18 protein-coding genes are annotated in these 20,155 nt (G+C 72.7%); 10 read left to right on the top strand and 8 right to left on the bottom strand.

Features of this window, described 5'->3' with window-relative positions:
• Nucleotide 1 precedes the first annotated feature (1 nt).
• Both ABD324_RS26730 and ABD324_RS26725 read right to left on the bottom strand, forming a co-directional pair.
• Nucleotides 2-2,314 (bottom strand): xanthine dehydrogenase family protein molybdopterin-binding subunit, encoded by a 2,313-nt coding sequence (locus tag ABD324_RS26730; protein WP_344422858.1) that lies wholly within the window; start codon nt 2,312-2,314, stop codon nt 2-4.
• A 116-nt stretch (nt 2,315-2,430) separates the two neighbouring features.
• Nucleotides 2,431-3,114: an SDR family NAD(P)-dependent oxidoreductase gene (locus tag ABD324_RS26725; RefSeq protein ID WP_344422855.1), complete on the bottom strand. Its 684-nt coding sequence runs from the start codon at nt 3,112-3,114 to the stop codon at nt 2,431-2,433.
• A 107-nt stretch (nt 3,115-3,221) separates the two neighbouring features.
• On the opposite strand from ABD324_RS26725, the gene ABD324_RS26720 reads away from it, so the two are divergent.
• Nucleotides 3,222-4,664, top strand: coding sequence for an FAD-dependent oxidoreductase (locus ABD324_RS26720; protein ID WP_344422852.1), 1,443 nt, complete (start codon nt 3,222-3,224; stop codon nt 4,662-4,664).
• A gap of 27 nt (nt 4,665-4,691) precedes the next feature.
• Here the strand turns inward: ABD324_RS26720 and ABD324_RS26715 are convergent, their stop codons facing one another.
• The 4 genes from ABD324_RS26715 to ABD324_RS26700 are packed head-to-tail and all read right to left on the bottom strand — an operon-like array spanning nt 4,692 to nt 7,754.
• Nucleotides 4,692-5,168, bottom strand: coding sequence for a nuclear transport factor 2 family protein (locus ABD324_RS26715; RefSeq protein WP_344422849.1), 477 nt, complete (start codon nt 5,166-5,168; stop codon nt 4,692-4,694).
• Nucleotides 5,165-6,160 carry an LLM class flavin-dependent oxidoreductase gene (locus ABD324_RS26710; RefSeq protein WP_344422846.1) on the bottom strand — a complete coding sequence of 332 codons (996 nt, stop codon included), beginning with the start codon at nt 6,158-6,160 and terminating at the stop codon, nt 5,165-5,167. Before ABD324_RS26710 ends, ABD324_RS26715 begins: the two co-directional genes overlap by 4 nt.
• A complete protein-coding gene (locus tag ABD324_RS26705; protein ID WP_344422843.1) occupies nt 6,157-6,540 on the bottom strand; it encodes a nuclear transport factor 2 family protein in 384 nt (127 codons plus the stop codon). The genes ABD324_RS26710 and ABD324_RS26705 overlap by 4 nt, the downstream gene beginning before the upstream one ends.
• Nucleotides 6,537-7,754 carry a cytochrome P450 gene (locus ABD324_RS26700; protein ID WP_344422840.1) on the bottom strand — a complete coding sequence of 406 codons (1,218 nt, stop codon included), beginning with the start codon at nt 7,752-7,754 and terminating at the stop codon, nt 6,537-6,539. Before ABD324_RS26700 ends, ABD324_RS26705 begins: the two co-directional genes overlap by 4 nt.
• A 73-nt stretch (nt 7,755-7,827) precedes the next feature.
• On the opposite strand from ABD324_RS26700, the gene ABD324_RS26695 reads away from it, so the two are divergent.
• From ABD324_RS26695 to ABD324_RS26665, 7 genes are all read left to right on the top strand, one after another.
• Nucleotides 7,828-8,727, top strand: a complete 900-nt coding sequence (locus ABD324_RS26695) for a TIGR03621 family F420-dependent LLM class oxidoreductase (RefSeq protein WP_344422837.1) — start codon at nt 7,828-7,830, stop codon at nt 8,725-8,727.
• Between the two features lie 84 nt (nt 8,728-8,811).
• On the top strand, nt 8,812-10,272 hold the full coding sequence (locus ABD324_RS26690) for an FAD-dependent oxidoreductase (protein WP_344422834.1): 1,461 nt from the start codon (nt 8,812-8,814) through the stop codon (nt 10,270-10,272).
• A 9-nt stretch (nt 10,273-10,281) separates the two neighbouring features.
• Complete coding sequence (locus tag ABD324_RS26685; protein ID WP_344422831.1) at nt 10,282-11,304, top strand: LLM class flavin-dependent oxidoreductase; 1,023 nt, start codon at nt 10,282-10,284, stop codon at nt 11,302-11,304.
• Nucleotides 11,301-12,299 carry a Gfo/Idh/MocA family protein gene (locus ABD324_RS26680; protein ID WP_344422828.1) on the top strand — a complete coding sequence of 333 codons (999 nt, stop codon included), beginning with the start codon at nt 11,301-11,303 and terminating at the stop codon, nt 12,297-12,299. Before ABD324_RS26685 ends, ABD324_RS26680 begins: the two co-directional genes overlap by 4 nt.
• 15 nt (nt 12,300-12,314) lie before the next feature.
• On the top strand, nt 12,315-13,535 hold the full coding sequence (locus ABD324_RS26675; RefSeq protein ID WP_344422825.1) for a cytochrome P450: 1,221 nt from the start codon (nt 12,315-12,317) through the stop codon (nt 13,533-13,535).
• A gap of 70 nt (nt 13,536-13,605) precedes the next feature.
• Nucleotides 13,606-13,830, top strand: coding sequence for a ferredoxin (locus ABD324_RS26670; protein ID WP_344422823.1), 225 nt, complete (start codon nt 13,606-13,608; stop codon nt 13,828-13,830).
• A gap of 64 nt (nt 13,831-13,894) precedes the next feature.
• Nucleotides 13,895-15,826 carry an ABC1 kinase family protein gene (locus ABD324_RS26665; RefSeq protein ID WP_344422821.1) on the top strand — a complete coding sequence of 644 codons (1,932 nt, stop codon included), beginning with the start codon at nt 13,895-13,897 and terminating at the stop codon, nt 15,824-15,826.
• A gap of 12 nt (nt 15,827-15,838) precedes the next feature.
• On the opposite strand, the gene ABD324_RS26660 is transcribed toward ABD324_RS26665, so the two are convergent.
• Together ABD324_RS26660 and ABD324_RS26655 are read right to left on the bottom strand one after the other, a co-directional pair.
• Nucleotides 15,839-16,825: an amidohydrolase family protein gene (locus ABD324_RS26660; protein WP_344422818.1), complete on the bottom strand. Its 987-nt coding sequence runs from the start codon at nt 16,823-16,825 to the stop codon at nt 15,839-15,841.
• The gene (locus ABD324_RS26655; protein WP_344422815.1) at nt 16,818-18,176 is read right to left on the bottom strand and encodes a metal-dependent hydrolase family protein; all 1,359 of its coding nucleotides are present in this window, start codon (nt 18,174-18,176) and stop codon (nt 16,818-16,820) included. The genes ABD324_RS26660 and ABD324_RS26655 overlap by 8 nt, the downstream gene beginning before the upstream one ends.
• 203 nt (nt 18,177-18,379) lie before the next feature.
• Between ABD324_RS26655 and ABD324_RS26650 the strand changes: the two genes are divergently transcribed.
• Both ABD324_RS26650 and ABD324_RS26645 read left to right on the top strand, forming a co-directional pair.
• On the top strand, nt 18,380-19,186 hold the full coding sequence (locus ABD324_RS26650; protein ID WP_344422812.1) for an SDR family NAD(P)-dependent oxidoreductase: 807 nt from the start codon (nt 18,380-18,382) through the stop codon (nt 19,184-19,186).
• A 58-nt stretch (nt 19,187-19,244) separates the two neighbouring features.
• Nucleotides 19,245-20,138, top strand: a complete 894-nt coding sequence (locus ABD324_RS26645) for a TrmB family transcriptional regulator (protein ID WP_344422809.1) — start codon at nt 19,245-19,247, stop codon at nt 20,136-20,138.
• Nucleotides 20,139-20,155 lie beyond the last annotated feature (17 nt).

Raw genomic sequence — 20,155 nt, 5'->3', positions numbered from 1 at the left:
GTCAGCTCGCCTTCTCCGCCAGGATCCGCCAGACCTTCTGCGGGGTGCACGGCATCTCGACGTCGCGGACGCCGAGGTGGGACAGGGCGTCGACCACCGCGTTGACCACGGCCTGCGGGGCCGCGGTGGCGCCCGACTCGCCGAGTCCCTTGGCGCCCAACGGGTTGAAGCTCGTCCTCGTGACGACGTGGTCGGTCTCGTAGTGCGGGAGGTCCAGCGCGCTCGGCAGCGTGTAGTCCACCAGCGTGCCGGCGCCGGGCTGCCCGTCCCCGCTGTAGGTGACCTCCTCCATCAGCGCCTGCGCGATGCCCTGCGCGACGCCGCCGTGGATCTGACCCTTGGCCATCAGCGGGTTGATCACGGTGCCGCAGTCGTCCACGGCGACGTACCGGCGGATCCTCACCTTGCCGGTGCCGCGGTCGATCTCGACGACGCAGCAGTGCGCCCCTGACGGATAGGACAGGTTCGTCGGCTCGTGGAAGGCCGTCTCGTCGAGCCCGAGGTCGAAGCCCTCCGGCAGCAGATGCGGCTTGAACGCCCGCACGGCGACCTCGCCCATCGTCACGGACTGGGCGGTGCCCTTGACCGTGAACACGCCGTCGACCAGCTCGACGTCGTTCTCGTCGGCCTCCAGCATGTGGGCGGCGATCCTCAGGGCCTTGGTCCGGACCTTGATCGCGGCCTTCATCACCGCGGAGCCGCCGACGGGCACGCCGCGGCTGCCCATCGTCCCGATCCCCTCCTGCACGGTGGCGGTGTCGCCGTGGATCAGGGTGATGCGCTCGAAGTCGATCTGCAGCTCGTCCGCGACGATCTGGGCGAATGCCGTCTGGTGGCCCTGCCCGTGCGGGCTGGTCCCGACCTTGATCACCGCGGAGCCGTCGACGTTGAGCCGCACGTTCGCGGACTCCCAGCCGCCGACGTAGCCGAACTGCTCGAAGAGGGGAGTGGGGCCGAAGCCGCCCATCTCGACGAAGGTGGAGAACCCGATGCCGAGCAGTGGGCCGTCCGGATCCCCTCGCAACCCGGCCTGCTCCGTGCGCAGGGCCTCGTAGTCGACGTGCTCGAGCAGCTTGTCCAGGCAGGCGGGGAAGTCCGCCTCGTCGTAGACGATCCCCTCGAACTGGGTGGCGAAGGGCATCTCGCCGGGCTGGACGAAGTTCCGCCGCCGCACGTCGAGGGGATCGAGACCCAGCTCGGCGGCCACCTGGTCGACGACCCGCTCGATCATGAACGAGGCCTCGGGACGCCCGGCGCCGCGGTAGGAGCCCACCGGCGTGGTGTTGGTGACCACGGAGCGGAAGCTCGGGGCGATCACCGGGATGTGGTAGCAGCCGCCGGCCATGAACGAGGTCAGCGTGGGCAGCCCGATGCCGGTCGCGTCCGGCCAGCCGCCGCAGTCCTGGGTGATCCGCACCCGGAGGGCGAGGAGCGTCCCGTCGTCGTCGAACCCGACCTCGACCTCGTGCCACTGCGCGCGGCCGTGGACCATCGACGTCATGTTCTCGCTGCGCGTCTCGACATACTTGACGGGCCGCCGCAGGCGCTTCGACAGCTCGGCGGTGAGGAGGAACTCCGGGTAGCTCGACGCCTTGGCGCCGAAGCCGCCGCCGACGTCCGGCGCGATCACCCGGACCTCCTGCTGCGAGAGCCCGAAGCTGGCGGCGATCTCGTTGCGCATGTGGTGCGGGGTCTGCGTGGTGGCGTACATCGTGAGGCCGGAGCTCTGCCAGTCCGACAGGCAGACCGTCGGCTCCATCGGGACCGCGGCGCAGCGCTGGTTCTTCAGCCGGATGCTCAGGCGATGGGGCGCCGCCGCGAGCTCCTCCTCGGCGTCGGTGGCCGAGAGGACCTGTTCGAGGGCGACGTTCGACGGCAGCCCGTCGAGGATCGGCGCGGCGCCCTCGGCGAGCGCGGCCTCGACCGTCGCCATCACCGGCAGCTCCTCGTACTCGACGAGGACGGCTTCGGCCGCGTCCGCCGCGAGGTAGCGGTCCGTGGCGACGACGACGGCCACGCACTCGCCCACGAAGTGCACCTTCCCGGTGGCGAGGCAGGGCCGCTCCATGCCGGGGACCGAGCGGTTCGGCGGCAGGCCGGGCAGGTCGTCGTGCGTCCACACGCCCAGCACGCCCGGCATCGCCGCGGCCTCGGCGGTGTCGATCGACAGGATGCGGGCGTGGGCGAGGTAGGAGCGGACGTACGCCATGTGGACCGTGCCGGACAGCCGGATGTCGTCGACATAGGTTCCGCGCCCCGTGAGCAGGGCCGGATCCTCCTTGCGGACCACCGCGGCGCCGACCATCGATCCCATGCGGGCCTCCTCGTGGCTGTCTACCGACCGTGTGGTGGGTGGACGCGCAGCATGTGCCGCGGGTCACGTCCGGCCGACGCTAGGAACCTAACGTCGGCGCGACGCGGCCCGCAAGCTCAGCAGGCGGTCCAGCCGCCGTCCACGGGCAGGAGCACGCCGGTGACCAGCCGTGCGGCGTCGGAGAGGAGGTAGCCGACGGCGGCGGCGATGTCGGCCGGCTCGCCCACCGCGCCGCCCGGCACCCGGGTGGCGAGCCACTGCCGCTGGTCCGGGTCGCCGAGGCGGTCCGCGGTCATCGGGGTGGAGATGACGCCCGGCGCGATGGCGTTGACCCGGATCCGGTCCGGCGCGAGCTCGACCGATGCCGCCCTGACCAGGCCGGCGATGGCCGCCTTGGCGGTGACGTAGTGGATCTGGCCGGCGACGGCGTGGGTCGCGGTGACCGAGCTGATCGCGACGATCGCGCCGGGCTTCTGCTCCGTCTGCCAGCGGCGGGTGCAGCCGCGGACGCCGAGGAACGTGCCGCGCACGTGCACGTTCATCATCCGGTCGAACTCCTCGACCGCCATCTCGGCGATCGGGGCGCGGCTGCGGAAGCCCGCGCAGTTGACCAGCGCGTCCAGTGGGCCCGCCGCGTCCAGCGCCCGGTCCCAGGAGTCCTCCTGGGCCGCGTCGAGCTCCAGCTGACCCTCGCCCGGCTTCAGGTCGGCGCCGACGACCTCCCAGCCCTGCTCCGCGAGGAACATCGCCGTGCCCGCGCCGATGCCCGATGCGGCACCCGTGACCAGTACCCGCGCCATTGCGGCCTCCCTTTCGTCGTCAGTAGGCTAACGCCGCATGCCCGGATCCGGGTAGCTGCGGGCGGGTGTCCGGCGCTGTGGCCGCACCTGCGGAACGGGGGCGCCCAATGTCCGGGACCGATGTCGTCGATCTCGCGATCGTCGGGTTCGGCGGTGCGGGAGCCGCGGCCGCGATCACCGCGCACGACGCGGGTGCCTCGGTGGTCGTGCTGGAGAAGCAGGCCGCGGCGGCGCACACCCCGAGCACCCGGATGTCCGGTGGGCTCGTGATGGCCGCGGACTCGGCGGACGAGGCCGCGGCCTACCTGGACGCCTGTGCGGGCGGCATGGTCCCCGGTGACGTGACGGCGGCCTGGGCGGAGTCGGCCACGGACGTCCTGGCCTGGCTCGAGAAGACGGCCGGGCTCACCTTCAGCCGCATCAACACCGTCGAGCACCCGGAGCTGCCGGGTGCGGCGGGCCTCGGGGTGTACCAGCCGGGGAGGGCCGCGTTCCGGCTCGACCCGTCGGCCGGGGCGGGGGACGCGCTGTTCGCCGCGGTCGCCGGGGCCGTTGCCCAGCGGGGGATCGACGTGCGCTGGGAGACACCCGCGCAGCGGCTGATCGTGGAGGACGGCCGGGTCGTCGGGGTCCGGACGGCGGCGGGGGAGATCCGGGCGCGGGCGGTGATCCTCACCTGCGGCGGCTACGAGTTCGACGAGGAGCTCAAGCGCGACCACCTGCGCGCCTATCCCGTGCACTTCTACGGCAACCCGGGCAACACCGGCGACGGCGTGCGGATGGCCCAGGCCGCGGGCGCCGGGCTGTGGCATATGAACCAGATGATCGGCCGGGCCATCGGGCACTTCCCGCTCGACACCGCCGACGGGGGATGGCTCAACTTCCTGATCGACGTCAACCCGCCCGGGTACCTGATCGTCGACAGGCACGGGCGGCGGTACGCCGACGAGACGATGCAGGCCCAGCTGCTGCACGGCTTCTACTACGAGATGCTCTCGTACGACTACGAGCGGGCCGAGTACGCGCGGATCCCGAGCTACTGGCTGTTCGACTCGCGCCGGCTCGCCGCGGGCCCGCTCACCCTGACCCATCTCGGCGCCTGCAAGGTCGGCCTCTACGACTGGAGTCCGGACAACTCCGCCGAGATCGAGCGCGGCTGGATCGGGCGCGGTGCCACCCCGGCCGAGGCCGGTGCGGCCGTCGGCATGCCGGATCCGCAGTCCCTCGACGCCGCGGTCCGCGACTACAACGCCCTGACGGAGGACCCACTGGGCCGCCCCGCGGAGTCCCTGCTGCCCCTCGAACCGCCGTACTACTGCGTGCCCCTCTACCCGGGCGGCTCCAACACCTCCGGCGGTCCGGTGCGCGACGCCGGCGGGAGGGTCCTCGACCCGTGGGGCGACCCCGTCCCTGGCCTGTATGCCGCCGGCGAACTGGGCCAGCCGGTAGGAATGCTCTATCCCGCGGACGGCGCCAACCTCTCCGAAGCGTTCTGCTTCGGCCGCATCGCAGCCTCAACCGCCCTCAAGACCCGCGTTATGGAACCATAACGTCAATTCAGGCCCCCGAAATTCGCGTTATGGTTCCATAACGCGATTGGGAGGGCTCGACTGGCGGGGGACCCACTCCCAGCTGATCTCGGGGCGGTTCTCGATCACCGCGGCGTGCACTCTCCGCTCCGCCAGTCGCCAGCCTTCCGTGGTTCTCGCGAGGACGTCCAGGTAGCGGAGGTGGGCGCGCCACTGGCGGCCCTCCCACTCCTCGTGGCTCGCGGTCACGTAGGTGACGGCGGTGGCCCGGTCGGGGTTCTCGGCGTCGAACTCGACGCGGCTCTGGCCGAGCTGGTGGTGGGTGCGGCGGAACTGGGCCTGCCCGTCGGCGATCCGGTCGCGGACGTTCTTCCGTCCGGTCACGAGGCCGCCGCGGCCCGGGCCGTAGTCCGTCACACAATCGTCGGTGAACAGGGCGGCGACGGCGTCGATGTCGTACTCGTCGACCCGCTCGCAGTACAGCGCCTGCAGATCGGCGATGGCCGCACGGTCCTCGAGGGTCACGGGGTCTCCTCTTCGGTGGTCGATCGGAGTCGGGGCAGGATCTCCCTGCCGAACGTGGCGAGCCGCTCCACCTGCACCTCGGGCGGCTCGGGGAACAGCAGCCGGAGCACGAGGTGCACGTCCGGCCAGCCGGCCAGCCCGCGCAGCACCTCCCGCAGCCCGGCGACGACGTCGTCCGCGGAGCCGGCAACCTGCACGTACGCGTCGATCGAGCCGAGCGACAGTCCCGCGCCCGACGGGTCCCCGACGAGGCCCGCGTACACGGCCCGGCCCGCCTGGATGGACTCGTAGACCTGTTGCTGTGCGGCGAACGCGCTCCGAGCCGAGGCAGCGGCGCCGCCGGGGGCGTCGAGTACGCAGGTGACGTTGACGGCGCGGGTGAAGTCCGTGCGGGGCGCGCCGAGCTGATCCGAGGCCGTCTCCACGATGTGCGGCACGCCCCGCCCGACGAGGTGCCCGTCGGCGATCCGCCCGGCCCGCACCACCGCCGTCTCCGCGTAGCCGCCGAGCCAGATCGGGATGTCGTGCGCCGGTGTCGGCGTCACCCGGACCCGGTCGAGACCCAGTGCGGCACAGGAGAACTCCTCGCCCGTCCAGGCCTGCCGCAGGGCACCGACCAGCGCTTCGAGGCGGCTCCCGCGGGTTCGCGGATCCACGCCGAACGCGCGGTACTCGTGTTCCGCGTAGCCGAGCCCGAGGCCCAGGACCAGTCGTCCGCCGCTGAGCAGGTCGACCACCGCGGCGTCCTCGGCGAGCCGCAGGGGATGGTGCAGGGGGGCGAGCACGAGCCCCGTGCCCAGCGTGATCCTGCTGGTCACGGGCGCGAGCGCCGCCAGCACGGTGAGCGGGGAGGGGAGGTAGCCGTCCGGGAGGCCGTGGTGCTCGGTGACCCAGAACGAGTCGAAGCCCGCCGCCTCGGCGGCCACGGCGACGGGCACGACGTCGCGGTAGTCCTGCCCCTGCCCCGTCCAGAGGCCGACCCCGACCTTCACCCGAGCGCGTCCCCGAGCCGCTCCCGCCAGACGCCGAGGTCCACGTAGTCGCGGAAGGCCGTGATCAGGCCGGTCCCGGGGTCGACCTCCAGCACGCCGTGGCACTCGATGGCGTACTCCCGGCCCGCGATCCGGAACCGGTCCACGCGCTCGAGCCAGGCCCGGTCGTCGGTGTAGCTCGCCGTGACGATCTCCCACTCGACGTACTCGGAGCGGTCGAGGATCGGCGCGAGCAGGCCGCGCACGCCCTCGGGGCCGTGGACCGGCGGGTGCGGCATGTTGCGGTACGTCGCGCCGGGCGCGAAGCAGGCGGCGGCCGCCCCCGCGTCGCCCGCCCCGACCGCGGCCAGGAAGCGGGCGGCGGCGTCGCGTGCGCTCACGACCCGAAGACCACCGGGTAGCTGCCGAAGTGCTCGCGCGCGGAGTGCGGGTCGCGCTGCGGGGGCGAGTCGGGATCCGGGCGCCCGCCGGCGGCGAGCAGGGCCTCCAGCATGAGGGTGACGGTGCCCAGCACCTGTTCGGACTCGCTCACCGGATGCCCGTCCGGGGCCGGCACGCCGCCGGCCAGCTCGGTGCCGATGCAGGCATGCATGCCGCCGCCGAACGCATGCCCCCACCGGGGGACGTCCGCGGGCACCTCGCGCAGGGGGTCGTACACGTCGGGGCGCTCGAACACGGCGGAGTCCCGGTTCGCGGCGGCGATGTCCAGCACCACGAAGGCGCCCTCCGGGATCTCGGTGCCGCCGCGCAGGGAGATCGGCGCCAGGGCGCGGCGCTGCGCGACGGGGCTCGCCGGGTGCATCCGCAGCGTCTCGTACACGCAGCGCTGCAGGATCGCGGGATCGTGCCGGCCCTTCTCCGCCGCCTCGGGCTCGCGGCGGGCCCACGAGAAGAAGTCGTCCGCGGCATGGCCGAACGCGTCCGCGGTCGAGTGCGAGCCGGCCTGCAGATAGAAGGCGCACTCCCGGCGCAGGATGTCGCGGTCGATCCCCAGCTCGTCCCAGTTGCGCAGCAGCGCGGTCAGCACGTCCCGCGGCAGGTCGTCCTCGGCGATCTCCCCGGCCGCCAGCTGCGCGAGCAACGCCTCGCGGCGGGCGATCGAGGGCTGCAGGAAGATCGCGTCGAACTCCTCGAGGGCCGCGGCGACCTCGGCGCGGACCTCTCCGGGATCCCGGGTGGAGTGCACGAGCGTGGCGCCCTCGGAGAAGGTCTTGGCGAAGCGGTAGAGCGCCTCCGTTGCAGCACCGGCTTCTTCCGGCGCGCCGGTGGGCTGGTCGAGCCCGGCCACCATCGCCGTCAGGTTCATGACGGTGCGATAGCCGATCTCCAGCAGGTCGGCCCGGCCGGCGGCGGCGAACGGCGCGAGGGTGTCCGTGACGACGTCGCGCAGGAACGCCTTCTCCCAGTAGCGGAACGTGCCCCGCCGGAACAGCCGGTTCTCCACGCGGCGGCGCTTGTGGTGCTCCGCGCCGTGCAGCACGAGGAGGCTGTCCGCCATGACCACGCCACCGGCGTCGTACAGCGCCTGCTCCAGGTCGTGCTGGCGGTAGGCGTCGCGCACGTCCGCGTAGCGGTCGAGGGTGATCGTCTGCATCGGCGTTCCCCGGTGAGCATCGGCGTGATAGTTCTAACGACGCTAGCAGGACGAGCTGCCCAGGGGGAGTGCCGTGGAGTTCGGTGCACTGATGATGGAACCCGTGACCTCGGCCGCGCAGTGGCGGGAGCGGGTCCGCAGGGTCGACGACGCCGGCGTCACGACGCTGCAGGTGTCGGACCACTTCGACCGTTCGCCGGTGAGCCCGCTGATCGCACTGGCCGCCGCCGCGCAGGTGAGCGACCGGCTGCGGTTCGGCACCCTGGTGCTCAACAACGACTTCCGGCACCCGGCCGTGCTGGCGAAGGAGGTCGCCTCCCTGCAGGTCCTCTGCGAGGGGCGGCTCGACGTGGGCATCGGCGCGGGCTGGATGGACGGGGACTACGCCGTGTCCGGCATCGTGCGCGAGCCCGCGCCGGACCGGATCGCCCGGCTCGCCGGCACGATCGACCTGCTGCGCGCGGTCGGGGCCGAGCCGGTGGACCTCGACCGGCCCGGGCTCGCCGTGCGCGGGCTGCGCTCGGTGCCGCTGCCCGCGGACCCGGTGCGGCTGATGGTCGGCGGCGGCGGGCGGCGGGTGCTCGGCCTGGCCGGGCGGACCGCCGACATCGTCGGGATCAACTTCGACGTCCGGGAGGGCCGGCTGGGGCCGCACGCCGCCGCCTCGGCGAGCGCGGCGGCCACGGACGAGAAGGTCGGCTGGGTCCGCGCGGCGGGCCGCGATCCGGTGCTGCACCTCATCGCCTACTGGGCCGAGGTCACCGAGCGCCCGCTCGACGCGGCCCGCGCCCGGATCGCCGCGCTCGGCCTGGACCTCACGCCCGAGCAGCTCCTGGCCTCGCCGCACGCGCTGATCGGGGCCGCGGGCGCGGTCCGGGAGCGGCTCGCCGAGCTGCGCGAGCGGTGGGGTTTCGGCGCGGTCACCGTGTACGAGTCCGACCTGGCCGCCCTCGGCCCGTCGTTAGGGTCTTGACGCCGCACCGCGCAGCCGTCAGGGTCGGAGCGTTCCGGGCAGCTCGCGGAAGGCGGCCCCGGGCAACTCGTGAAAGGCGGCGCTGTGGCCGAACCCGTACGCATCGAGGCGGACGTCGTGGTGCTCGGCACCGGGCCGGCCGGGATGGCGGCCGTGTCCGCGGCACTGGCGGAGGGTGCCGAGGTCGTGGCCCTCGAGGCCATGGAGCACATCGGCGGCAACGCGGTGTGGTCCACCGGCTACCTGGCCTTCGTGAGCTCGGGAATGCAGGCCGAGCAGGGGATCGTCGACAGCGAGGACACCTTCGTGTCCGACGCGAAGGCGATGGTCGACCTCGCGGACGAGGACTTCGGCGTCGAGTGGGACGAGACCCAGGTCCGGCTGTTCGCGCGCGAGAGCGCCGAGACCTACCGGATCCTCACCGAGAGGGGAGTGCGGTTCAGCCGCTTCATCCCGCGGCCCCGCCAGCACACGATCGACCGGATGGCGGCGGTCGAGGACTCGTGGATGCTCGGCCGGGCGTTCCAGGACGACTTCGAGCGGGCCCGGACCCTCTTCGGGACGCTCGCGGACCGGCTGCTCACCGACGGCGGCCGCGTGGTCGGGGTCCTCGCGCACTCCACCGACACCCACGGCGGCGAGACCCGCTACGAGATCACCGCGCGCCGCGGCGTCGTACTGGCCACCGGTGGCTACCAGGCCAATCCCGAGCTGCGCCACCGCTATCAGCCCTCGTTCGTCGCCCGGGCGCCCTACCTCGGCGTCGACACCTGCCGCGGTGCCGGGCACCTGCTCGGCCAGGCCGTCGGCGGGGACCTGGTGAACATGACGTTCGTGCCGCCGCTGGTGATCGTCTCCTCGTCCGTGGTGGAGGACGCGATCGCGGTCAACTCGGCGGGCGAGCGCTTCCACGACGAGGCCGGTCCCTACGAGGAGCGCGTCGCGCGGATGCACGAGCAGCCCGGCCGCCGCGCCTGGTACGTCGTCGACGACGTCGTGGCGCAGGAGAAGTCCGGCCTCATCGGGCAGATGCCCGAGCCCCCGGTCCACGCGGACACACTCGCCGGCCTCGCCGCGGCGATCGGGGTCCCGGCCGACGCACTCCAGGCCACTGTGGACCGCTGGAACGCCTTCCTGGACACCGACGCCACGAAGGACCCGGACCACGGCCGCGTCGTGCTCCCGCCGGGGCGCCGGCACTGCGCGACCGCACCGTTCACCGCGGTGCCGATGGTCGAGGGCGTCAACTTCTGCTCCGGCGGCTTCCGCACCACCGAGGACATGCAGGTGATCGACGTCTTCGGGGCGGCGATCCCCGGCCTCTACGCCGCGGGGGACACGACGGCCGGTCTCAACGCCGTCGCGGACCTCGGCGGCATCCGGATCTGCGGCGGGTTCACCCTCGGCCGGGTCGCCGGCCGGGCCGCCGCGCGTGGTGCCGACGACCGCGGCGAGCATGCGAGCGTGCTGCACAAGGGGATGCCGAGCATGCTCGACGCCCGCATCGAGCTCGTCCACCTCGATCCGTCGACCACCCGCGCGTAGGAGGACCAGATGTCCGTCGGAGTGCTGTTCACCCAGGGTCTGGTCACCGGCGACCCGCACACGGTGCTGGGGGAGATCCTCGAGCAGGCGGAGGCCGCGGACCGGCTCGGCTTCTCGCACGCCCTGACCACCGAGCACAAGTACAGCGACGAGTACTTCGGCTCGCCGCTGCACCTCTCGTACGCCATCGCGGCGCGCACGCAGCGGGTGAAGGTGGGGACGGCGATCGCGATCGCCCCGCTCTACAACCCGATGGAGCTCGCGCAGGACTCGGCGATGCTCGACCAGCTCTCGGGCGGTCGCGCGTGGCTCGGCCTCGGCGTCGGCTACATGCCGGTCGACTACTCGACGGTGGGCGTGAGCTGGGAGGACCGTGCGCAGCGGTTCGACGAGACCGTCCGGATCCTGCGCCAGGCGCACACGAGCGAGCGCTTCTCCTTCTCGGACGAGATCTACACGTTCGACGACGTCTCGGTGATCCCGCAGCCCGTCCAGGCGGGCGGCGTCCCGCTGCACCTGGCGGCCTGGACGCCGGGCGGGCTGCGCCGGGCCGGCCGGCTCGCCGACGGCTGGATCACGAACGCCCTGATGTCGCTGCAGACCATGACCGCCATGGCCGCGGACTACCGGGCCGCCGCGGAGGCCGCGGGCCGCACGCCGCACGTCACGTCCATCCGGTTCTGCTGGCCCTACACCTCCCGCGAGGCCGCGCTGGAGAAGTTCGGCGACACCGCGCTCGCCATGGCGCGCACCCTGTTCGACTACGGCGCGATCACGGACCTGCCCGGCGTCAGCTCCTCGGCGGAGATCACGCTCGAGGAGTTCGTGAAGGACCGCTTCGTGTTCGGCACCCCGCAGGAGTGCGTGGAGACGGTCGGCCGGTTCCGCGACGAGGCGGGCGTCGACGACTTCCTGATGATCTTCCGCTACCCGACGGGCCCGGACCACGCCGCGGTGCTGGAGGCCATGGAGCTCTTCGGGGCCGAGGTGCTGCCCGCGCTTGCCGCGGATCACCGCAAGGTCAGAGCGTGACCTTGCGGATCGGGGTGGTCGGGGCGAGCTACGCCCAGGGCACCCACCTGCCCGTCTACGCCGCCCTGGCCGCTGAGGGCGTCGTCGAGCTCGTGGCGGTGGCGACCGCGCACCGGGAGACGGCCGAGGCCGTCGCAGAGAAGTACGGTGCGCGGCCGCACGTCGGGTTCGAGGCGCTGTGTGCCGATCCCGACGTGGATCTCGTCGACGTCGCCACCCGGCCCAGCGGGCACCGCGAGATGGTCCTCGCCGCGCTCGACGCGGGGAAGGACGTGCTCTGCGAGGCACCGCTGGCCCCCACCGTGGCCGACGGCGAGGCGATGGCCGCTGCCCTCGGCGGGCAGCGGGGGATCGTGGACATGCAGTCCCGCTTCCGGCACGGGCTCGTGGAGCTGCGCCGGTTGGTGCGCGACGGGTTCGTCGGCCGCGTCGACAACGTCGCGGTCGAGGCGTTCTACCCGACCTTCACCCAGCCCGCGGCGGTGGCGGGCTCGGGCTGGTGTGCCGACGCGCGGTTCGGGGCGAGCTCGCTGCGGGTGCACGGGCTGCACACGACCGATCTGCTGCGCTGGACCTTCGGTGAGCTGACGGACGTCCGCGGCACCGTGGCCACCCGGCAGCCGGAGTGGCCCGGTGGCGTAGCCGCGACCAGTGTGGACAGTGCTGCCTACACCGCCCGCACCGCGGACGGCGCCGTCGTCTCCCTCCACACGTCGTGGGTGGCCCCGTTCGGCGCCGGCTTCCGGCTCCTGGTGCACGGCTCCGGGGGGATGCTGCTGGCCGAGGCAGCCGGGCACACCGGCCACTTCCCGGTGCGGCTGTCCGGAACCCGGGACGGCGACCTCCGCGAGCTGGTGCCGGCCGAGGGCGGCGCCACCGATCCCTTCGCCGCGCTGGTCCGGGCGCTGGCGGTCGGGGACCACACGGACCTGCCCACCTTCGCGGACGGCATCGCGGCCCTCCGGGTCGCGGACGCCGCAGAAGCAGCCGGATAGGGATCAGGAGGAGCCGTGACCACCACCGAGACGTCGGCCCCGATCGTGCTCAGCACCTTCGCCGACGCGCACGACGCCTACCGCAGCAAGGACCTCCGCCAGGCGCTGTACGACGACGGCGAGGTCGTCATGGGCGGTGTGCTGCTCAACCTGCACGGCCAGGAGCACCGCAACCGCCGCCGGGTGGAGAACCGGATGTTCCGCCGGGAGGTGTTCGAGCGCTACGAGCGCGAGCTCTTCCCCGAGGTCACCGAGCAGACACTCGCCAGGTACATCGCGAGCGGCGGGGTGGATCTCGTCCACTTCGGACACGAGCTGATGCTGAACCTCGCCGCGCTCACCGCCGGCATCGACCGCCCCCTCGGCACCACGGAGGAGACGGCGCGGCTCTACGACTACAACGCCCGCTTCATCGAGGGCGCCACCATGAGCCACGCGACGGGCGACCGGGTGGCGCTGCGCGCCGCGATCGCGCAGGCCATGGCGGACTGGGACGCCGAGTTCCTCGAGCCCTCCGCCGCGCGGCGGCGCGACCTGCTCGCGCGGGAGGCGGCGGGTGAGGACGTGGAGGTCCCGAAGGACGTCCTCAGCACGCTGATGCGCCATGCCGACGAGCTCGACATGTCCTGGGAGCAGATCCGCCGCGAGGTCGCGTTCTTCCTCCTCGCGAGCGCGCACACCAGCGCGACGGCGTTCGTGCGGACGATCGACCATCTCCTCGGCTGGCTCGCCACGCACCCGGATGATGCCGCAGCGGTGCTGTCCGATCCTCTGTTCGTGCAGCGCGCGGTGCACGAGACGGTGCGGCTCAACCCCTCCAGCCCCACCGGGATGCGCCGGGCCCTCGCCCCGGTGACGCTGAAGTCGGGGATCGAGATCCCCGAGGGAGCCACGGTCGTCATCGACCTGCAGGCGCTGAACCGGGACACGGAGCTGTTCGGTCCGGACGCCGAGGAGTTCGACCCCAACCGGGTGCCGCCGCCCGGTGTCGCGCCCTTCGGGCTGAGCTTCGCCGCCGGCATGCACGTGTGCATCGGGCAGGACCTGGCCGCGGGCGTCGTCGCGAAGTCGGACACGGATCCGGACGACCACCTCTTCGGCCTGGTCACCGGCGCCGTCCAGCGGATGTTCGCGGCAGGAGTCCGCCGCGATCCCGACAACCCGCCGCAGCGGGACGCCGCCACCGCCCGTCCGTACTGGGGCACCTATCCGGTGCTGCTGGGGGAGGGATCGTGAGCGAGCTTGCGAGCGAACCGATGACACGGCGCCCGAGCGCAGCGCCGAGCGCGCGCAGCGAGGGAGAGCGATGACCTACCGCATCGAGGTCGACCGGGACGTCTGCATGAGCTCCGGCAAGTGCGTCGCCGACGCCCCCGATCTCTTCCGCTTCGACGACGACGAGATCGCCGAGCCCGTCCCGGGCGCCCCCGAGGACCTCGCCGAGCCCCGCGCCCTGGACCTGGCGAGGGCCTGCCCCTCCGGCGCCTTGCGCGTGAAGAACGCCGACGACGAGGAGATCGACCTCTTCTAGTCGCGTTATGGAACCATGACGTCGATTTCGAGGTCCTTTTTCGACGTTATGGTTCCATAATGCGGTGACGCTCATCCTCGACGTCGGGTTCGTCGACTCGCTGTTGCTGCTGTTGTTCGTGATCGTCGTCAGCCTTCTGGCGGGGCGGGTGCTCGGGGTGCGGCGCGGGTTCTGGCGCGCCGCGGGGGCGGGGCTGCTCGGGACCCTGGTGGGGCTCGCGATCGCCGCGACGTTGCTGGGCAACGACGCCTCGGACTCGGGTGCGGACGTGCTGGTGGTCGCCTTCGGGTTCGCGCTGCTCGCCGCGATGATCATCAGCGTCGCGCTGGAGGCGGTGCTGCGGCCGCGGAAGGGCCGGCGGGGATCGCTGCGGACCCGGGTGCGGACCTTCCTCACCGTCGGCGGGCGGCTCTGGGAGGTCGTGCGGATCGCCCGGCGCAACGGGCTGGCCGGGCCGCGGCTCGCCTCCCGGGCCGCGCTGTCGAGCCCGGAGGGCGCCGCGCGGATCCGCCGGTTCCTGGAGGAGTGCGGCGGCATGTTCGTGAAGTTCGGGCAGATCGCCTCCACCCGGTCCGACCTGCTGCCGCCCGCGGTGGTCGAGGCGCTGGCGGACCTGCAGGCCAACGTCGCGAAGGTCCCCACCCCGCAGATCCGGCAGCGGATCACCGAGGAGCTCGCGGCACCCGTCGGCGAGGTGTTCGCGGACTTCGACGACGAGCCGCTCGCCGCCGCCTCCATCGGCCAGACCCACCTGGCCACCCTGCGGGACGGGGAGCCCGTCGTCGTCAAGATCCGGCGGCCGGGGATCGAGGTCGGCGTCGCCCGCGACTCCGCGGTGCTGCGCTGGGCCAGCCGCTCCGCCGCGCGCCGCTCGGCCGCGGTCCGCTCGCTGGGGCTCGTGCCGCTGGCCGACGAGCTGATCCGCTCCATCGACGGCGAGCTCAGCTACCTCACCGAGTCCACCAGCGCGCGGGCCCTCGCGGCGGCGACCACCGATCCCGGCATCCGCATCCCGGCGGTGCACACCGAGCTGAGCACGGACGGCGTGCTGGTGATGGAACGGGTCATGGGCCGCCCGGTGTCCGACGCGGCCGCCGTCGACGCGACCGGCGTTCCCCGCGCGGAGCTGGCGGACCGGCTGCTCGGCACCTTCCTCTCCCAGGTCATGACGGCCGGGGTGTTCCACGCCGACCCGCACCCCGGCAACATCCTGATCGACGCCGAGGGGTCCCTCTGGCTGATCGACTTCGGCGCCGTGGGGATCATCGACCCGGTGACCATGGAGGCGTTGCAGCTCATGGCCGCCGGGCTCGCGACGCGCCAGCCCGGTCTGATCAGCCGCGCCATGCGGCCGCTGGCCGGGGCGGCGGGGGACTCGATCCGCCCGCAGGCCCTGGAGGCCGAGATCAGCCGGGTGCTGAGCGCCCAGATGCACGCCGGCGGCTTCGACCCGCGCAGCATGCAGGACGTCATCGCGATCATGCAGCACCAGGGCATCCCCGTGCCGCCCACGCTGACCCTGCTCGGCCGGGCGCTGGTCACCCTGGAGGGCACCCTGCGGGCGATCGACCCGCAGGTCGATCTCGCCGCCGCGGCCGCCGGGCGGCTCGGCTCGGTGCTCGACCTGACCCCGGAGGGCAGCCAGGACCTGGTCCGCAACGAGGTGGTGCGCAACCTGCCGTCGCTGCGCGCCCTCCCGGGGCTCATCGAGGACGTGGGCATCCAGCTGCGCTCGGGCAACGCCCGGTTCCAGGTCGACGCGTTCTCCGGGCCGGGCAGCCGTAACGTCACGCGGTGGACGGACCGGGCCACGTTCGCGCTGGTGGGTGCGGTCGGGCTGCTCGCGTCGGCGATCATGCTGGTGGGTGCCGCGATCGCCCCGGCGGGCGGCGCCGCGGGGACGCTGACCGCCGTGGGCTACATCGGCCTCGTGGTGACCTCGGTGATGCTGATGCGCACCGTGGCGCAGATCCTGCGCCGCGAGACGGACCGCTAGCGCCGCAGTTGTTCAGAGGCGGAGCAGCCGGGTGGCGTTGGCGGTCAACGTGTCCGCCAGCGCTCCCGCGGGGTGGTCGTCGCCGCCGGAGTCCCAGCCCGCGAAGTTGGTGCCGAACACCAGGCGTTCCGATCCCGCGTGGTCCACCAGGAGCTGCAGGGACTGTACGTCGTGGACGTGGGTGTCGAACCAGATCCGCCGGTAGTAGTGGTCGAACCCGTTGTCGCGCAGCGCCTGGCTCACCCATGCCCGCTTGGCGACGGCCCGGGCGAAGCGGCCCGAGAGGAAGGCCGCGGCCCCGCCGCCGTGCGAGAGGCACACGTCGAGGCCGGGATGGCGCTCCATGACCCCGCCGAACACCAGTGCCGCGACGGCGAGGGTCTCGTCGTAGGCGAAGCCCAGCATCAGGTCCAGGTCGAAGCGGCGCAGCCGGACGTCGTCCGCGGGGCCGGTGCTGCCCAACGGGGACGGGTGCACGAACAGCGGCACGTCGAGGTCCACGACGGCCTCGTAGAAGCGGTCGAGCTCGGGATCGTCGAGCGTGCGCCCGGCCGGGTCCGTGTCGATGTAGAGGCCCGTCATGCCCAGGTCCCGCACCGCCCGCCCGGCCTCGGCGATCATCGCGTCGACATCCTGGACGGGCAGCTGCGCGGTCGCCAGCAGTCGCCCCGGATGCTTGCCCACCAGCTCGGTCAGCGCGTCGTTGTGCTTGCGCGCGTAGGCGACCGCGTCCGCCACCGGGAGGTCGTTGAAGTACGTGATCGGGTTGGGGGACAGCACCTGCAGGTCGATCCCGGCGGCGTCCATGGCAGCCAGCCGGACGTCGACGTCCATGAATGGGCTGCCCGCGTACTTCACGCCGTGCAGCACGTAGTCGCCCACGCGGTAGAAGGGGGTGCCGTCCTCGGAGGCGCCCAGCTCGGGGCCGGCGGCCCCGGCCGCTCCCTCCGCCATCGGCAGGACGGCGTGGGCATGGACATCGATGACCCGCTCAGACATGCGACATCCGCTCGATCTGCTCCTCGGTGAGTGCCAGCGACCGGGTCAGCGGGCACGCGGCCAGGAACCGCACCTGGTCCGACGAGCGCAGCTTCTGCTCGGGGATGGGGGTGGTGAGGTCGATGCGCTTGCCGGCCTTGATCACCTCGACGATCTTCGTCTTGTCCTGCAGCACCTTCACGTCCGCGAGCGGATCCCCGTCGATCACCAGGACATCCGCGATCTTGCCGTGCTCCAGGGTGCCGACGTCGTCCATCCGCATGGCGAAGGCGCCGTTGCGCGTCGCGGCGACGATGGCCTCCATCGGTGTCATGCCCATGTACTCGGTGAACATCTCCAGCTCGCGGGCGTGCCATTCGCCGACCGGCGTGACCGCGAAGCCCGTCTCGGATCCGGTGAGGAAGGGGACGCCGGCCGCGTGCGCCTTGGTGAGCTGCTTGGCCGTCACCTCGATCTCGGCGCGGAACACGTCGAGCAGCTCGGGCGCGGTACCAACCTTCTCTCCGTAGTCCGCCAGGTTGCCCAGCAGGGTGAAGGTGGGGCACATGGCCGCACCGGCCTCGATCACCGCCTCGATGGCCTCGTCGTCCAGATAGGACGCGTGGTAGATCAGGTCCACACCGGCGCGCGCGGCGTCCCGGGTGGAGTCCGAGTTGCGGCAGTGCGCCACGACCTTCGTGTTCAGCTCGTGCGCCGTGTCGCAGACGATCCGCAGCTCGTCGATGTTCCAGACCTTGACCTCGGGGCCCTTCATCGACGGGATCAGGCCCGTCACCATGATCTTGATCCAGTCCACGCCGTACTTGATCTGGCGGCGGATCTCGTTGACCATGACGTCCCGCCCGGAGACGACGGTGGCGTAGCCCGTGGTGCCGGTGTCCTTGATCATCCGCCCGGCGGTGCCGCCCAGCATGGTCATCAGGGCCTGGCCGCCGGCGCGCATCCGGGGGCCCTCGACGATCCCGGCCTCGATGGCGTCGCGGAGCTCGCAGCCGATGTTCCACAGGCAGTCCGCGTCGAGCACGCTCGTCACGCCGGCCCGCAGGACCTTGCGCGCGTTGTAGGCCGAGAGCATCGAGCTGTAGGCCTCGGTGCGGTGGTGGAAGAGCTCGTCGTTGCCGGTGGGCTCGCCGAAGGTCAGGTGCGTGTGGGCGTCGATCAGGCCGGGCATCACGGTCTTGCCGGTGGCGTCGATCCGCTCGTCCACGCCGCTCGCCTCGGCGTCGGTGCTGGCCTGCGCGCCGAGGGCGGTCACCCGCCCGTCGCGGATCAGCAGGGCCTCGCCGGGGCGTGCCGCGGAGCCGGTCCCGTCGATGAGCGTGCCGCCGCTGATCAGGATGCTGCCGCCCACGCGGGCCTCCACGTACGTCGTCGTGTCGGGAACGAGCCGAACCATACGCCGTCAGAAGCATGACGACTACGCATCCGACGGCGCGTACTGGCGAGAATCGTGGACGCGGGGGGAGGTGGGGCGTTAGCGTCGTCAGAGCACCAACGCCGTACCGCTCCTCGAGAGCACGGTCGGGGTGCGGTGCCCGACGAGGGGAGTGTGCCGTGACGCAGGCTTGGGCAGCGGGATGGGCGGTGGTCACCGGGGCCGGCAACGGCATCGGGGCGGTCATCACCCGGCTCGCCGTCAAGGAGGGGTACCGCGTCGCCGCGTGGGACGTCGACGGGGCGGCGCTCGACGCGCTCGCCGCGGACCTCGGCGCCGCGTGCGTCCCGACCGTCGTCGACGTCTCGGACGAGGACTCGGTGGTCGCCGCGGTCGCCGCGCTGCCGGAGGCCCCGCAGCTGCTGGTGAACAACGCGGGGATCGCCCGGTTCGGCCCGCTGCTCACGCTGCCGGCGGCGGACTGGCGGATCGCCGTGGAGGTCAACCTGACCGGCACCTTCCTGGTCGGCCGGGCCGTGGCCGCGCGGATGATCGAGGCCGGCGGCGGCGCGATCGTGAACATGGCGTCCATCAACGGGATCGCCGCGGCGCCGAACGCCGGCGCCTACACGGCGTCGAAGGCCGGGATCGTGAAGCTCACCGAGCACATGGCGCTCGAGTGGGGCCCGGAGGGGGTGCGGGTGAACTGCGTGGCCCCCGGCCTGATCAATGCGGGGATGTCCGACGCGATCTACGCCGATCCGGAGGTCCGGCGGCTGCGCCAGAGCCGGGTCCCGCAGGGCCGCCTCGGCACCGCGGAGGACGTCGCTGACGCGGTGCTGTTCCTCGCCTCGGCCAAGGCGGGCTACATCTCCGGGCAGACGATCGCGGTCGACGGCGGGATCACCAAGACGGCGCTCATGTCCATGCCGCGGCCGAGGTCCGTCGACTCCGTCGGGCTGGACGCCGCACGCGAGAGCGACTGAGGGACCCGTGCTCGCGGGTGACTCCCGGCTCCCCAGGGCCGGATGGGACGATGGGCGGATGTCCCAGCAGAGCGTCATCGAGGAGCTGCAGCGGCTCGGGATGTCCGGGTACGAGGCGAAGGCCTACGTCGCCCTGGTCGCCGCCGGGACGCCGCTCAACGGCTACGAGGTCGCCAAGCGCTCCGGCGTGCCCCGGTCCACCGTGTACGAGACCCTCGCCAAGCTGGTCGGGCGCGGTGCGGCGTACGAGGTGCGGGTCGCGGACGCCGGCGTCGCGTACATCTCGCTGCCGCCCTCGGCGCTGCTCGACCGGCTGCGCCGCGAGTTCGACCAGTCGATCGACGCCCTGACCTCGGCGCTGCCGCAGGTCGCCGCGCCGTCGCAGGTGCGGCTGGTGCACAACCTCACGGACCGTGAGTCGTTGCTGGCGCGGGCCGAGGACGTGGTCGCCGCGGCCCGCACGGACCTGTTCCTGTCGGGCTGGCCGGCGGAGATCGCGCCGCTCAAGCCGACCGTGCGCAAGGCGGACGACGAGGGGGTGGACGTCACCGTCGTGACCTTCGGCGAGGACCCCGATCCGGTCGGCACCACCTACCCGCACCGCTTCTCGGAGCCCGAGGTCGTGCTGGAGAACCTCGGCTGCCGGCTCCTGGTGGTGGCCGCGGACCGCGAGCAGGCCGTGATCGGCGGGGTGGTCGACGGGGACGCGTGGGGTGTCTACACGGACGACCCGGCCGTGGTTCTGGTGGCCGTGGAGTACGTGCGGCACGACATCGCGATGCACCTGATCGCGGAGAAGATCCCCCCGGAGGAGTTCGAGGCCTTCTGGACCTCGGACCCGGCGCTGCGCCGGCTCCGCGCGGACCACGGCATCCCCGCCGCCCTGCTGGCCCGGGGCCCGGGCGCCGCCGTGCCGCCACGCCGCACCGGCCGCTCCCGTGGCTCGGCCTGAGGCGCAGGCCCCCACGT

This window comes from Pseudonocardia ailaonensis, assembly GCF_039531635.1.
In the GTDB taxonomy this organism is placed as follows: Bacteria; Actinomycetota; Actinomycetes; order Mycobacteriales; family Pseudonocardiaceae; genus Pseudonocardia; species Pseudonocardia ailaonensis.
Note: the sequence above shows the minus strand (reverse complement) of the source record. Positions and strands in the feature narration are given on the sequence as shown.